12 protein-coding genes and 1 pseudogene are annotated in these 14882 nt (G+C 30.3%); 10 read left to right on the top strand and 3 right to left on the bottom strand.

Features of this window, described 5'->3' with window-relative positions; genetic code table 11:
- Positions 1–424: 424 nt before the first annotated feature.
- From KQI18_RS09020 to KQI18_RS09005, 4 genes are all read left to right on the top strand, one after another.
- A complete protein-coding gene (locus KQI18_RS09020; protein WP_216467462.1) occupies positions 425–679 on the top strand; it encodes a hypothetical protein in 255 nt (84 codons plus the stop codon).
- 149 nt (positions 680–828) lie between these two features.
- Entirely contained in the window at positions 829–1353 is a 525-nt protein-coding gene (locus KQI18_RS09015) for a VanZ family protein (protein WP_216467461.1), read from the top strand.
- 508 nt (positions 1354–1861) lie between these two features.
- Positions 1862–2476: a recombinase family protein gene (locus tag KQI18_RS09010; RefSeq protein WP_216467460.1), complete on the top strand. Its 615-nt coding sequence runs from the start codon at positions 1862–1864 to the stop codon at positions 2474–2476.
- Complete coding sequence (locus KQI18_RS09005) at positions 2466–3059, top strand: hypothetical protein (RefSeq protein ID WP_216467459.1); 594 nt, start codon at positions 2466–2468, stop codon at positions 3057–3059. The genes KQI18_RS09010 and KQI18_RS09005 overlap by 11 nt, the downstream gene beginning before the upstream one ends.
- 365 nt (positions 3060–3424) lie before the next feature.
- Here the strand turns inward: KQI18_RS09005 and KQI18_RS09000 are convergent, their stop codons facing one another.
- From KQI18_RS09000 to KQI18_RS14460, 3 genes and pseudogenes are all read right to left on the bottom strand, one after another.
- A complete protein-coding gene (locus tag KQI18_RS09000; protein ID WP_216467458.1) occupies positions 3425–4177 on the bottom strand; it encodes a Fic family protein in 753 nt (250 codons plus the stop codon).
- Between the two features lie 318 nt (positions 4178–4495).
- A complete protein-coding gene (locus tag KQI18_RS14465) occupies positions 4496–4639 on the bottom strand; it encodes a hypothetical protein (RefSeq protein ID WP_330654389.1) in 144 nt (47 codons plus the stop codon).
- 45 nt (positions 4640–4684) lie between these two features.
- Positions 4685–4789: pseudogene (locus tag KQI18_RS14460) on the bottom strand (ATP-binding cassette domain-containing protein); the annotation flags it as partial.
- Between the two features lie 223 nt (positions 4790–5012).
- On the opposite strand from KQI18_RS14460, the gene KQI18_RS08990 reads away from it, so the two are divergent.
- The 6 genes from KQI18_RS08990 to KQI18_RS08965 all read left to right on the top strand — a co-directional run bounded on the left by KQI18_RS08990 (position 5013) and on the right by KQI18_RS08965 (position 14410).
- Positions 5013–5582: a TetR/AcrR family transcriptional regulator gene (locus KQI18_RS08990; protein ID WP_216467457.1), complete on the top strand. Its 570-nt coding sequence runs from the start codon at positions 5013–5015 to the stop codon at positions 5580–5582.
- A gap of 255 nt (positions 5583–5837) precedes the next feature.
- Positions 5838–7631, top strand: a complete 1794-nt coding sequence (locus KQI18_RS08985) for an oleate hydratase (protein WP_216467456.1) — start codon at positions 5838–5840, stop codon at positions 7629–7631.
- 138 nt (positions 7632–7769) lie between these two features.
- Entirely contained in the window at positions 7770–9881 is a 2112-nt protein-coding gene (locus KQI18_RS08980) for a hypothetical protein (RefSeq protein WP_216467455.1), read from the top strand.
- Positions 9878–11116, top strand: coding sequence for a hypothetical protein (locus KQI18_RS08975; RefSeq protein WP_216467454.1), 1239 nt, complete (start codon positions 9878–9880; stop codon positions 11114–11116). The genes KQI18_RS08980 and KQI18_RS08975 overlap by 4 nt, the downstream gene beginning before the upstream one ends.
- Before the next feature lie 12 nt (positions 11117–11128).
- Entirely contained in the window at positions 11129–13072 is a 1944-nt protein-coding gene (locus KQI18_RS08970) for a vWA domain-containing protein (protein WP_216467453.1), read from the top strand.
- A gap of 636 nt (positions 13073–13708) precedes the next feature.
- On the top strand, positions 13709–14410 hold the full coding sequence (locus KQI18_RS08965; RefSeq protein ID WP_216467452.1) for a (Fe-S)-binding protein: 702 nt from the start codon (positions 13709–13711) through the stop codon (positions 14408–14410).
- The last annotated feature ends 472 nt before the right edge of the window (positions 14411–14882 follow it).

Raw genomic sequence — 14882 nt, 5'->3', positions numbered from 1 at the left:
ACTCTAGTAGAATCAAAATATAACCTACCCTTAGCTTGACAGATATTGCAATAATTTGCTACAATAAAAAAGCTACCACTGTAATATATGGTAGCTTTTTTAAATGAATTAATTGATTAAATTATTGAAAAATAATTAATATTGTACAAAAAAGATCCTATATTAATAGACACGTTTTTTATCGTGTCCACTATATAGGATCTATTTTACGTTAATGGTCAATCTAACTTTGAATAAGTAAAATTAATAAAATCTTAAGCATTTCTTCCTAAAATATTAAAAAACAATTAGAGTGATTCTTTTATACTAAGGGGGTGATAGAGAAAGGGAGTAGGAAAACATGAAGCATTATTATGGATTGGAATGATCATATTTATCTTAACAGGATGTTCAATGGATAATGTTTTATGAAAATATTCAGACGGTGAATAACCTCGCTGGAGCACAACAATCAGTAAGTATTTATACACAAGAACTAAATAGTGAATATGCTTTATTAATCGAAGCAGAAAGTGGAAGTGGACAAGTCATCCTAAGCAAAAATAGCAATAAAAAGATGTTTCCGGCGTCGATGACGAAAATAATGACGGACTTAGTCGTGATTAAATCCTTGCCGGATTTAAATGAACTCATATTCTTAACCCTGAGATGTCTCAAGAATTATGAGAACAAAGTGTAAGCTGTTTATATAAACCAAAGTTTATTAATTATCGAATGCTTAGGATTTCATAAAACGAAAGATAAGAAGAAGATGGAACCAGCTTTAAAGTTTAAAATAATACAGAAATATTATAGGAATGAAAAAAATTAGGAATTGAGTGAATTTATATGGAAAAATCAAAAAATTATCAAAACATATTGACTGCTGGCTTGTTAGTCGTATATTTATTTGTATTAACATGGATTATAATATTTAAAATGCAATTTTCATTTCAAGGATTGCCCCATTTTAGGGAAATCAACTTAATCCCTACTGGTTCAGGTATTGTTAACAATCAAATAGATTATAGTAATACAATCTATAATGTGCTTGCATTTATCCCGTTTGGAATTTATATCAGTATGCTAAAACCAAATTGGTCTTTCTTGAAAAAGATTGTGCCAATAGCAGGAGTTAGTTTGTTATTTGAAACATTGCAATTCACCTTTGCAATAGGTGTTAGTGATATAACTGACCTTATCGGAAATACATTAGGTGGAATTATTGGAGTCGGAGTATATATTGTATTTTTTAACCTGTTTAGTACAAAAGCAAATAAAATCCTTAATGTTTTAGCTTCAATCGGAACGATTTGCATTTTTAAATTAGTACAGTTGTTAATTAGTGGTGTTATTATTTTTAAACTTACGTAATTGGAGAATTACTGTTCATGAAAATTAAATGGAAGCTTCAATGATATAGTAGTTATCTACCTGAGTATTGTTACAAGGATAGAGCTAGGATTATATTTATGAGCGAGAAAGAGGTAACAGCTAATTAAAATAGTTGCTACCTCTTTTTACTTCTATTTACATATGTATAGTCGCCTTAGTCAAAGTATTTATCATCTGTCAAAGGTCCTCAACAAAACTCAAGGGGGAAAAGGAAATTTAAAAAGGATAGCTTTACCAGATGTAAATCTCAATTTTCACAGATTTATTTACTACTTCAACAGTCCTAGTTTAATAATACTTATTCATAAAAGTATAGCTTTACGAATTAAAATCTCAAATTTAAATAAGTAGTATTTATAATGCTTTTATTTTCCGAAAAAGTTATAAAATATAAACGAATATATCCGTAAATAATAGATGTGTTTTTCGAATAATTATTGTATAATTTAAGTATTATTACTATAAAAAGGAAAGGAAGGAGAAGAAAATGAGATTAGGCTATATACGTGTTAGTACAAAAGAACAAAATATAGTTCGTCAAGAACTACTTATGAATCAACTAAATGTTGAAAAGGTCTATATGGAAAAAGTAAGTGGAAAAGATACAAATCGACCACAGCTAAAAGAAATGATTAATTTTGCTAGAGCAGGCGATGTAGTAGTAGTTGAAAGTATAAGTAGGTTTGCAAGAAATACAAAAGACTTACTAGAATTAATAGAAATACTAAAAGAAAAGAATGTTGACTTCGAGTCACAAAAAGAAAATATAGATACTTCTACATCTAGCGGAGAATTTATGTTAACCATTTTTGGTGCTATGGCACAACTAGAAAGATCTTATATACTAGATAGACAAAAAGAAGGTATAGATGCAATGCCTTTAAATGAGTATGGGAAAAAGGTATCTTTAAAAACTGGTAGACAGTCAGGTCGTCCTAAAATAGAATATCCTATAGATTGGGAAATTGAATTTAAGAAATGGCAAACAGGCGAGCAAACTGCTAAGCTAACTATGGAAAAACTGGATTTGAAAAGAACAACATTCTATAAACTCGCAAACAAATATGAACATAGCAAGAAAGGTATTGATTATGAAAAATAACTTTGATTTTAAGGATTTAAAAACTCTTAATAAAGAAACTAAGTTTTTATGCGTTAGAAATTTTTTAAACTATTATGTAAAGATTATTATTTTAATTGTTTTAGCATTACTTCTATTGAATCTATTGCTTAAACAAAATAAATCAATAGAATTTTTACAACCCATAATAACAAATGATAATTTTTACATGTCTGTATTTACTCTACTTGGTGCATTGGTTGGGGGATTCTGTACAATAGTAGGAGCAAAAATGTCTTTTAATAGTGATATCAAAGCGAAAGCAAGTTTAATACGTACTGATAAAATATACACTTTACTATATGATGAACTTATTTATAACCATAATATGTTAATCAATTGTACTATGGATGATTTGTTAGTACATAGCAAGAACGACGGACGTGATGATTATGATGATCGATTAGTTTATAGCGAACTAGGAAAAATTTGTAATGATTCTCGATCACTTGAAATTCCAAAAAAATTCAAGAAACAAATTGATAGCTTTTATAATTCAATAGAGGAATTTCAGACTCTATTAAAATCTCGGATAAAGCTATTAAAGAATTCTTTTATGAATTAGGTGATTATGATGATCAAAAAATTTTAGGGAAACATGGAATTATATCTCATATTATTTTAGGTGGTTTTGAAGGAGAAGCATTAGAACTTAAATTGGAAAATACTGATGCTTCAATTAGAGATTTCAGTAAATTAATATCATCTGATGTATTGAATTTAGAAGAGATAGTAAAGCTCAAAGAAATATATTCAAATTTGATTAATATAGAAAAAAATTTAATTAGATCATTAGAATACGAGATAAAGTACATAAATTTTAAGTATAAAAAATAAAAGGTTTTATTACTTGATGGATTATTTAATAACACTATAACTTTTCAATAATAAAAACTAGTCCCCGGGGGACTAGTTTTTTGTGATTATACATTATCTTTCAAATTCATCTTTCACTTTAGTTTTTCTACTATTTAAATCATTATAAGTTTCTAAATTGCGTAACATAGATGTTAACTTTTCTTTAGATAATTCATATACCATTTTGGTAAAATCACTTGAATCACCTGTTACTTGTGCATGTTCAAGAGCCTTATTATATCTAGTTCTACTTTCATTGTCTGGTTTTATAGCTATTGTTGGATATCCCTTGCTTGTCAAAGCAAAATTCATAAGTAGTCGTGCAACTCTCCCATTACCATCGATAAAAGGATGTATAGTAACAAATTTTAAATGAACTTGTGAAGCATACTCAATTGGATGTAATTTGTCTTTATTTACTTCCACCCATTTAAAGAAGTCATCCATTTCATCCTGGACTAAATAAGCGGACGGTGGTTTATGTTCTGAACCTAAAATTTGTACATCAACTTTTCTATAAACTCCCGCTACATCTTTCATATCATATTTTGATGTATTATTATAAACCAGAAAATGAATTTGTTTCAAGTTAGACTCAATTAACGGCTCATTTCCCCTAACTAAATCCTCCACATAATCAATAGCACCATTCAGGTTAACAATTTCTAAATGTTCCCTCATGGATTTGCCACTTATAGTAATACCTTTTTCTAGAATCATCTTAGTCTCACTTGCGGTAATTGTGTTTCCTTCAAGTGCTGTACTGCTATAAATTTGTTCTATTCTATCATGCTCTTTTAGTACATTTAATGATGCTTTATCCATTGGTCTAAACTTTGTCAGCTTATCTTTTAATTTAGTTCAGGAGAAAATACTATTTTCTCGTTATCTAATTTTCCACCGTTAAACTCACAAAAAAGTAGTCCCCCGGGGACTACTTTTTCAATTTAACTAATTAATTTATAATTTTTAATATTCATATATTACATACTTATCATAAGTTGCAATAAATAAAGTTTTCCCATCTTCAATTTAACTTAATATGAAAACCTAGTGCTTGCTAAATCAAATAAATAAAAAAGAGAGCAAATACTTATTATTTTGCTCTTTTTTACATTATGAAATGAATTTAAAGTATAAATTCTATTTTTCAGATATATTTACTATTTTCCCATCAACTACTTTTATTACTCTTGTTGCATTTGTTGCATAACTACTAAGATTTTTATCATGAGTAACCATAATAATAGTTTTTCCCTTTTCGTTTAACTCTTTAAATATTTTCATGATTTTTAAACCATTACGTTGATCTAAGCTTCCTGTTGGTTCATCAGCTAAAATTATCTCTGGATTATTTGATAGAGCTCTTGCAATTGAAACCCTTTGCTTCTCCCCCCCTGATAACTGCGCTGGAGCGCCCTTTAGTGTTTTGCCTATTTGTATGATATAATATGTTTAAAATACTGATGTAAAGTATCAGCATAAAATAAAGGGTATTATTGGAATTAATTAAGTATTTGGATTGTGTAGACAGATTAGATTACAGCTGTTTCATAAGGGTTTGAGAAGTATAATAAGCCAAATGATGATGAATTACTTTCAAATAACTTACCATGAGTTATGATATTGTATACAGATAAAGCGTTAAGGAGGTGGCGACTTGGCACAGCAATATACCAAAAAAATGATTAGAGATGCATTCATAAAGATGCTGAATGAGCGTCCACTTAACAAAATCACAGTTAAGGATATTGCTACAACGTGTGAGATTAACAGAAATACTTTTTATTATTACTACGCAGATGTATATGCGCTTCTGTCAGAGCTGTTCCGAACAGAACTTCAGACAGTAATTGATGAATATAATGATACACTCTCCTGGGAGGAGAGCTTTATTGTGGCTACTAAATTTGCATTAGAGAATAAAACAGCTATTTATCATGTATATAATTCCATGCAGAGAGAAGAATTGGTGAACTATATATACAATGTATCAGGAAATGTTATGATTCGGTATGTTGAAAAAGTAAGCGATGATATCTCTGCTTCGACAGGAGATAGAAAACTGATTGCTTCCTTTTATCAGTGCGCCCTCACTGAAATGGTACTACGCTGGATTGCTTCTGGAATGAAGGAAGACCCTGATACTATCATTAGACGAATTGGGTATCTCTTCTATGGGAACATTGAGTTATCCCTTATGCGAAGTGCTGGTATGAATGATACCTAGTAAAAAGTAGTGGTAGATTTTTTTATCAGACATTTTAATATCAATGCCTAAAAATTAGACAAATTAACTGCGGTGTTCGAAATTCGAACACCGCAGTTAATTTGTCTAATGAAAAAGACACAAAAAAACTATATTATAGATTTATACTAGTCTTACAGATAATAAGTACTCACAAAGCTAAAGAAGGACTTATTATTTATTACTGGAATAGTATTCTTTAGAAGACTATTTAAAATTGAGAAAGAAGGAGATAAAATGAAATTAAAGACACATGATGATAGACTTACACTTACAAATGGAACTTACCATTCTTTAGTAAATGCAAGAAAACCTAAAGGAATTGAAGAAAAGCAAGCTTACTTAATAGGTACAGGAATTGGCGCTTTGGCTGCAGGATGTTTTTTAATTCGTGACGCTCATATGGATGGAAGCAAGATTACTTTTCTAGAGCAATTAGACATACCAGGAGGATCTTTAGACGGAGAAGTTCGTCAAAATGCAGGTTATGTGGCACGTGGTGGACGTGAAATGGGTCATTGTTTTGAAGTATTATGGAGCTTATTTAGTTCATTACCATCTACAGAAGATCCTAATATGACTGTGTTAGATCACTTTTTTTATACAAACTACGATGATCCAAACTTTAGTAATTGTCGTATTACTAAAAATCAAGGTGAAAGATATGACAATGGAAAATTTAATTTAGGACAAGATTTAGCAATGGAATTAGCTTCTTTTGTAAATATGTCTGATAAAGAACTTGAAAATAAATCTATTGAAGATATTTTCTCTGAAGAGCTTTTAGATAGTGATTTCTGGACATACTGGAGAACAATGTTTGCCTTTGAAAATTGGCATAGTGCTTTAGAAATGAAATTATACATGAACAGATTTATACACCACGTTGGGGGATTACCTGATCTTTCAGCTTTACAGTTCTCACGCCATGATCAATTTACTTCATTTGTAAAACCTATGGTTAAATATTTACAAGACCATGGTGCTAAATTTGAATATGGAGTTACTGTTGATAATGTTGAGTTCTCAATTACAGACGATAAAAAAGTTGCTAAAAAAATAGTTGCAAAAGATAAAAATGGAAAAGATATTTCTATAGACTTAACAGAAAACGACCTAGTGTTTATAACTAATGGTTCTATGACTGAAGGTTCTGGATATGGTGATGATAATACTCCTGCTCCATTTAATAGAGAACCAGAAGGTTGCTGGAAGTTATGGAGAAATATAGCGGCTCAATCAGATGAATTTGGTAATCCAGATAAATTCTGTACAGACACTGAAAAATCTAATTGGGAGTCTTGTACAGTAACTTGTCATGATGAACGTGTTCCTGAATACATAGAAAAGATTACAAAACGTTCACCATATGGCGGGCGTACTGTAACCGGCGGTATTGTTTCAGCGCTTGACTCTTCATGGTTGATGAGTTGGACAATAAATCGTCAAGAACAATATTATGGACAGCCAGAAAAGGACGTTGTTGTTTGGGTATACGGGTTGTTCTCAGATATTGATGGAGACTACATTAAAAAACCGATGAGAAATTGTACTGGTAAGGAAATTACAAAAGAATGGTTATATCATATAGGAGTTCCTGTAGATCAAATCGAAGAATTGGCAGAATCTTGCACTGCAGTTCCTGTTATGATGCCATTTATCACATCACAGTTTATGGTTCGTGAATTAGGAGATCGTCCTTATGTTGTACCAAAGAATGCAGTAAACTTCGCCTTCCTTGGACAATTTGCAGAGACACTAGATGATCCAGGACGTGACACAGTATTTACTATTGAATATTCAGGACGTACAGCAATGGAAGCAGTATATGTATTGACTGGAGTTGAAAAAGGAGTTCCTGAAGTATTTGGTTCAAGATATGATTTACGTTATTTATTAAATGCAGGTAAGTGTTTACTAGATGGAGAAAAACCAAAAATTGATTTACCTCCACTAACTAAACGTAAAATCTTAAAACAAGTAGCAGGAACAGACATAGAAGAATTATTGAAAGAACATGGAATTATTTAACAATACAACAGTTAGATAATTTGATTAAAATCCCGAATTTGAAAAAATCGGGATTTTAATTTATATACATTTATTATCTATGTTATAGTTTGGTATATTGGTAATATTACACAGTACTTTATAAAGGAGGAACCTTATGTGAAAAAACAAGAAAATTCAAAACAAGTTTATATTCCTACTATAGTAGAAATGCAGTGTTGGTATGAAGAGGATTTACGCAGAGAAGCTTTAAAATCATCAGAATATGAGATTAATATAAAAATAGAAGAGCATGGATCGTTTTTTAATGCATTTAGAAGATTTAAAGAAAGGGATGACACAACTCATCCTGATCCCAGAAAGAATAATATTTATTATGAAAAATATAAAGTTTTTGTAGAAGAAGAAACAAATAATAAGGGTAAAAAGATACAAGAAATTGAAAATTTAATTGAATACGAAAGATTTTTTCTTCGTTGGGAAAGAAGGGTAAGTAGCGAGAATAACAATTACGGTCACTATGGGAGTAATTCTGCTACAAGATATCGTGTTGATCGCATAGAAAGATTAGAAAATAAGCTAGAAGAAATTATAAGTAGGTCTTCAGAAGCATGGGGGTTTTATTATAAACGTCAATTATTAAGTGATATCGAAACACAACAACAAAAACGTTTAATAGCTGTTCCTTATGTAGTTAAAGCAAAGCAGAAATTAATAGATTCACTGAACTTAGGTATTCCTGTATATATTGTAGGGCATTTAGGGAGTGGTAAAACACAATTAGCGACTGAAGCAGCCTTAGATTTTACTATTCAAAATAAGATACAAATAGAATTAGAAGAGAAGATGGATAAGTGGTTTTCTGTAAACCAAAATGCAACAGAAAACGAAGCTATTCAAAAATTTAGAGAGTTTAATAGAGAAAGAAAACTTTACTATAAAAACATTTTAACTAATGGAAGCAAAGCAGAATTAGAATCTTTGCAGCCGCTTTTTATATCTGGTTCTCATAATTTAACTTATGAAGATATGTTTGTAGAGAAGACTTTATCTCTAAATCACAGCTTTTCTCAAGGTTCATATGCAGATTATCTAAACATGATTATAGTGGATTTTTATGAGTGGATGGATGAACACAAAGAAAGGCTAGAGAGTATGACGGAACAAGAGCAATTGCAGCTTAAGATTCAAATATGGAAAAGTTTCTCTGACTTATTTGTAGCAAAAAATAGTGCATTTGGAACTGAAATAAAAAAAATAGAAAGAGAAATTTTGATTGCAGTAAAAGAAGGTCGACCTGTAATAGTGGATGAATTAAATACAATTGCCATGCAAAACCTAATTGCATTAAATGATATATTACAACGTCATTCGGGAAGTACAGCTTATATAACTGGTGTTGGTCCTGTATTAATCAAACCTGGATTTGGATTTATCGGAACAGGAAATCTTTCAACACAAATGGTTAATTATGAAGGAACAAATGAACTAAACCCAGCCTTTAAATCACGCTTCGTAACGATTGAATACAACTATGTACCTCAGCAGATAACAGGGTCATTAGCAGATCAAGAGTTTCCAGAAAAAAATGAACTTTTTAGAATAATAATGACACGATTAGCTGATAAAAATGGAAGTATTCACATTCCTAATCCAAGAAGAACATTAGAAGAATTGTATAGATTTTCTCAATTATGTAGAGTTACTCAGAATGTTTTTATGGGTAAGTGGAAAGATAATAAGATAAAAGTTGATTCTGGAATAGGTGAGCTAGAGCTACGAGAATCTGTATTATCAATACGAAATATTTTACATGTTTTAGATAATTGGAATCAAGGTGAAGAAAAAGATTTGAGTAAAGCCTTATGGGATGGTTTTATTAGTTCAATTACTTACCCTGACGATAAAAACTATATACTCTCACAAGCAGTGCGATTTGGTTTCTTTCCTGCTGGAGAAGGATGGAATATTGAGGTAAAAGGTATAGGAGAATCAACGACGACATATGATGAAATTCGTACAAGTCCATACTATTATGTTCGTCCATCAGTAGAAACCCTAAGTTATTTAGACGTAGTTCATTTAATATTCGGCTTGGGAATACCTAGAAAAAATTTGCCAAAAGGGTTAATAGAAGATTTTAAAAGTGATATTGATTATTCATCGAGAATAGATGCAAAGAAATATCAGGAATTAGACCAAAAATTATCTCATTTAGAGCATTCAAAATATTTATTTGAATACTTAGAAGATAATGGAGGACAAAAATGAAAATAAATTTGTCAATAGACGGAAAAGATTTTAAGAGTCAAGTTGCAGATTTAAGGGAAAAATTGAATAAATGTCAAACGAATGGAATTTTGGATGATGATTTTGAAAAACAGTTATATGAACTTTCACAAATGGAAGAGGAGTTATTGAGAAGCCTAATACCATATTATAGAGTTTATGTAAATAATATAAAAACAACAACGATGCAAATAAATCCTATAAAGCAATTAGGAGCTTTTAGCTTTGATAGTTTTTTACAAACTGCATTAAGGATTAGTAAAAATCTTTTTATTACAAGTAGTATAGATAAGAACGTCCAATTTTTTTATATAGATTCAGTGGAGGGTTTTTATGAGAGTAATTCAATAAGAGTAGAGTGGAGTCCTCCTATCAAAGAGCTTAAAAGAAGAATTTCATTTATGTATCAATTGAATGATAAGGAAATTTTACTTTTTGATATAACTGGAGAAAGCTATCTACTGTCAAGCGATAATTTTGATCAAATACCTAATGTAGACGGACAGATTAAAGTTAATAAAGTTCAAAAAAGTCACAAATTTGATGGATTTCAAAGATGTTTAGAAATTAGAGATGGTTTACTTGTAGTTGAAGACTTAGATGAAAAGTTAAATTTAGTTGAAATAATAAAAGAAAATAATGAATATAGCTTGATTTTTCATAAAGATGTATTTTGTACTGTTCAAAATTTGACCACACTTGAAAAAATTGAAGAAGATTATTTTGTAGCTGGGACAAAGCTAGGAGAGTTGTATTTTATCAAATATGAGAATAGACAACTTATCATTACAGAAAAAATAGACTTTCTAAATAATGAGATAAGACAGGTTAGATTACTAGAAGATGAAGGTGGAAGCAAGGATTCTCTTATAACGATAGGAAATAACGGACAGCTTAAGATATTTTCTTTATATAAAAATTCAAAAATTGTTAAAGGTGAGATTTATGATTTAAAAGGCAATTTATTTGATGTTCAATCAAAAAAAGGAACAGCTGTAGTTTTGAGTGAAGATGGAATCATATATTTACTTGAAGAAAATTTTGGGAATTGGCATTTAAATGAAGAGGTGACAATTGAGGATACTTTTTGTACCAATGTATTAAATTTGGGTATTTCAAAATATATAGGAATTGATATAGAAGGCAAAATAAATTTGTTGGATATTGATCGTATTGATACACCAAAAAGCTTGTGGGATCAACCACTACATCAATAGGAGGTAACGAGTATGCTTGACTTTGATGAACAGAGTTTAATTGAAAAATCTAAAATACACTGTGAGGAGTTTTTAAAAAAAGAACAACGATCGTTAGTCACATTTACTGGAGACTCAAGTCTAATGTATATTCCTGATCCCAAATTACAAAGATTTATATTAGACTCTTACAATGGAATTTTGTACTTGCCATTGGAGAGTTTTTTGGATAAAAAATTAGATAATAACCAAATCATGTGGCATATCTACTATGAATTAGCCCTATATCACGATTGGAAAAAACACACTAAAAAATATTTTCGTAGAAAAAATGATTGGCAGAAAGAAATTGATCACATGTCAAGCTATATTTTAGATAGAATAAAAAAAGAAGGACTAGAACAAGATCCTGCATATCAACCCAAAATAATTTTCAATTATATAAGAAGGGAAATTATTGATTTGTTATATACTCTGGATAAGTACACATCTTTTCTAAGAGTTTTGCAGTTATGCCCTATTTATAGAGATGGAGAGAACTATGAAAAAATCATTTCATATATGAAGCAAACAGGAAAGACTATTGATTCGATTTTTCAAATTCCTAAACATAGAGCTTTTGCAAATAGTTTCTTAATTATCGAGTTATATAAAGACAATCTTAAAATCGAAGAATATATTAAAAATACAATGGATAGAAAAATTTTTAATCAGCCTTACTTTGAGTTTATAAATTATCAATTAATAAGACAGATAAATAATAATCATGGGATTGTAGAAAGAGATTCTTTCTTTCGATCTTTTGTTTTTCCTACTTTTGAGCAATTGTGGAAAGAAGAAATTGATGAGATGGAATTTTATGAATCAAAAGGTCAGAAAAAAGAGCTAGATAAAGGAAGTCAAAGTCCTTTTGAACAATCTGAAGAAGATGAAGCGCCAGACTCACTGGAATCTACACAAGAAGAAGTGGACAAAATTTTAGAAGAAATGCTAGACCAACAAGAGCAAATAAGTGCTGGTATACAAGAAACTATTCAAGGGAATGTAGATTTAGATTCCTACGGAATCAGTCAAACAGACCAACAATTGTTTAAATTCTATTCAAATAAGATGAAATCAGAAAGAGAGCAGATGCGTCAATTTTGGAAAAAATTGATAGGAGATGCAAAAAAAGAAGTAAGTGTAAAAAAGGACAGTCAAATAAAGGGAAAACTAGATGTGGATAGCTTTATTTATTCTTATCCAGATTTTATAGAGGCTGAAAAAAAGGGGAATTATAAAAATTTATCTATTTTTAACAGGTACTTGTTGGAGACTAAAACAGATATATTGCCTGAAAGAATAGAGATTTCTTTTGTTATTGATAATTCAGGATCAATGGATGCATTAAAAATTGAGGCGGCTAGAAAAGCTTTGGCTGTGACTTTGCTGTCAATAGATGATTTTAATAGGTATTTAAAAATTAGTGCAGAACAATTGAATCAAAAAGTAGAGGTTTTGAGTGAAACCTGGTTTTTTGGGAGTAATCACTATAATGTTAAAGAATTTAATGATAAAAATGTTAATGAAAAAGAAAAAAGTGAAATAATTCGTTCAATCGTAAAATTGAATGCAACAGATGGTGCAACAGATGATGGACGCTGCCTTAGAGAAATATCCAATAAAATTACTCCTAAACAGGAAAGAGAATTAAGAGATGGAAAACAAATAAAGATAGTCTTCGAAATTACAGACGGTGCGTCAAGCTTTCCTGGATCAGCAAGAGAAGCTGTACAAGAATTATTATCTAAAAATGTCGAAGTCTATGCATTTCAAATAGGAAAAAATAGCAAGACAAATGAAAAAATATTTAACTACGTATGGAATGAAGGATACAAACAACCCCATGGAGTAATGATTGGTGAACAAGTAGAAAAACTTCCAAAAGAACTGCTAAAAGCAGTAAGAAAAAATATGCAGTCTATTTTTAATAATTAGTTGTGTAAGCGCAAAATCCAACCTGCATTCTCTATGTTATACATATTACCCTCAGCAGTTTCAAAATATTTTTCATCATATATCCCACTTATATGTATATGTTTATTCCTTCTACTGATCATTTAAATGCATTTTTATTGCCTATTTTACCATAGCCAGTAACGTAGACAAGTCGAGAGTATAACTTTGATAAATTCAAGATAACTCAATTGTTATAAATCTTTATCTATAATAAGTATTATTTTAAACTTGAGAAATGAGTTTTGTCTTATACAAACAAAGACAGGTTCTCTAGTTGATTGGGCGGGGGTGGTGAATCGCTCCAACATGTAAATATAGGCTAAGTAGGTTCGATTCCTACAACTTGCGATTCCTCTCTTTTATTGTGACTAAATAAACTTCCATTATGTTCAATTATTCTTCAATACTTGATTAGATATCTGCCGCCTTTGTCTGATGGTCAAGATATATCACAAACAGGGGCGCGGTTGTTACTACTGCTAGCAAAGTGTGGAAAAGCGTTGTATAATGGAAAAGACGCCTTATTACGATTAAGAGTTCAAGCGTAAGACGGAGTATTTAAATAATTTGCAACTTGAAGTAGTATGACTATATTTTACTAATAGGAGGTTTTTTATGAATGGATTTCGACTTTCAAGTATACCCTTGTCAAGCATAGATATGAACAAATGCTATTTTAATATTGGCTGTGCATTTAATACATATAAGCCAGAATCAGAGGAAAAAATATTCAAAATTTTACAGAGATATTTTGGACCAGTGAAGCTGCATAAAATATGTTGTCATCATGATCCAAAATTGGAAAATGGGTCTACCATAATTAATAATTGTGCAGGTTGTGATAGGCGTTTTCGTAGTTTGTATGCTGGGATAAACACAATCTCTTTATGGGAGGTGTTAGATTCTATAGAGAATTTACCCTTACCAAAATATTCTGGGTTAACTCTTTCTGTGCACGATTCTTGTTCATATCGTCCAAAGCCACAAGTTCATGCTGCAGTTAGAAGTTTGTTAAGAAAGATGGATATAGAAATTATTGAGTCAGAACACTCGGGAACAAAATCAATTTGTTGTGGGGACAATTTTTATCCAAAATTACCGGTCGAAGAGGTAATTGCATTTCAAAAGAAAAGGGCGGCCCAGATGCCTTGTCAAGATGTGGCAGTTTATTGCGTATCTTGTATAAAGTCTATGACAATTGGTGGAAAAACAGCACATCATATGGTTGATCTTTTGCTAAATGAACAAACTGATCCTCAGGTGACTGATATTGTTGCATATCATATTGAGGTGCAAAAGTATATTGATAATCATTAAAATTTTTACTCTCTATGAGGATATGAAATACTCTCCTTTATGTCCTCTTAGCCAGGTGTTAGAGCATTAACCCTAGACATTAAGATTCTATAATATTTATGAATTTGTTGAGTGGGAGTTTTGAATATCAAAATAAAAATTATTGGATTATATATTACAGATAAAAAATTAAAGCGTGTTAGATATTACTTTATTTTAAGTGGTATACAACACGCTTCTTTGTGTTTTTATTTAAATTCTTCTATATCCAAAACTACATCCTATAAGCATCTTTTTCACCGTTGTTCATGCTTATGCATATGGTTAGAATGGAAATTATAATACTTATTAGTATAAAAGGTAACCTTGTACAAGAGTATTGTTAATAATTTAAAAACTATTAAAAATAAAACTGAATCTAATATAAAAAGATTTTTAATAAGATCATATTTATTAAGGATGACAGTGCAATTGTATGTAAGTGTAAGATATA

Origin of the sequence: Metaclostridioides mangenotii, assembly GCF_018917235.1 — a bacterium.
Taxonomy (GTDB): domain Bacteria; phylum Bacillota; class Clostridia; order Peptostreptococcales; family Peptostreptococcaceae; genus Metaclostridioides.
The sequence above is the reverse complement of the archived record's forward strand: the minus strand, read 5'-3'. Positions and strand labels throughout refer to the sequence as shown.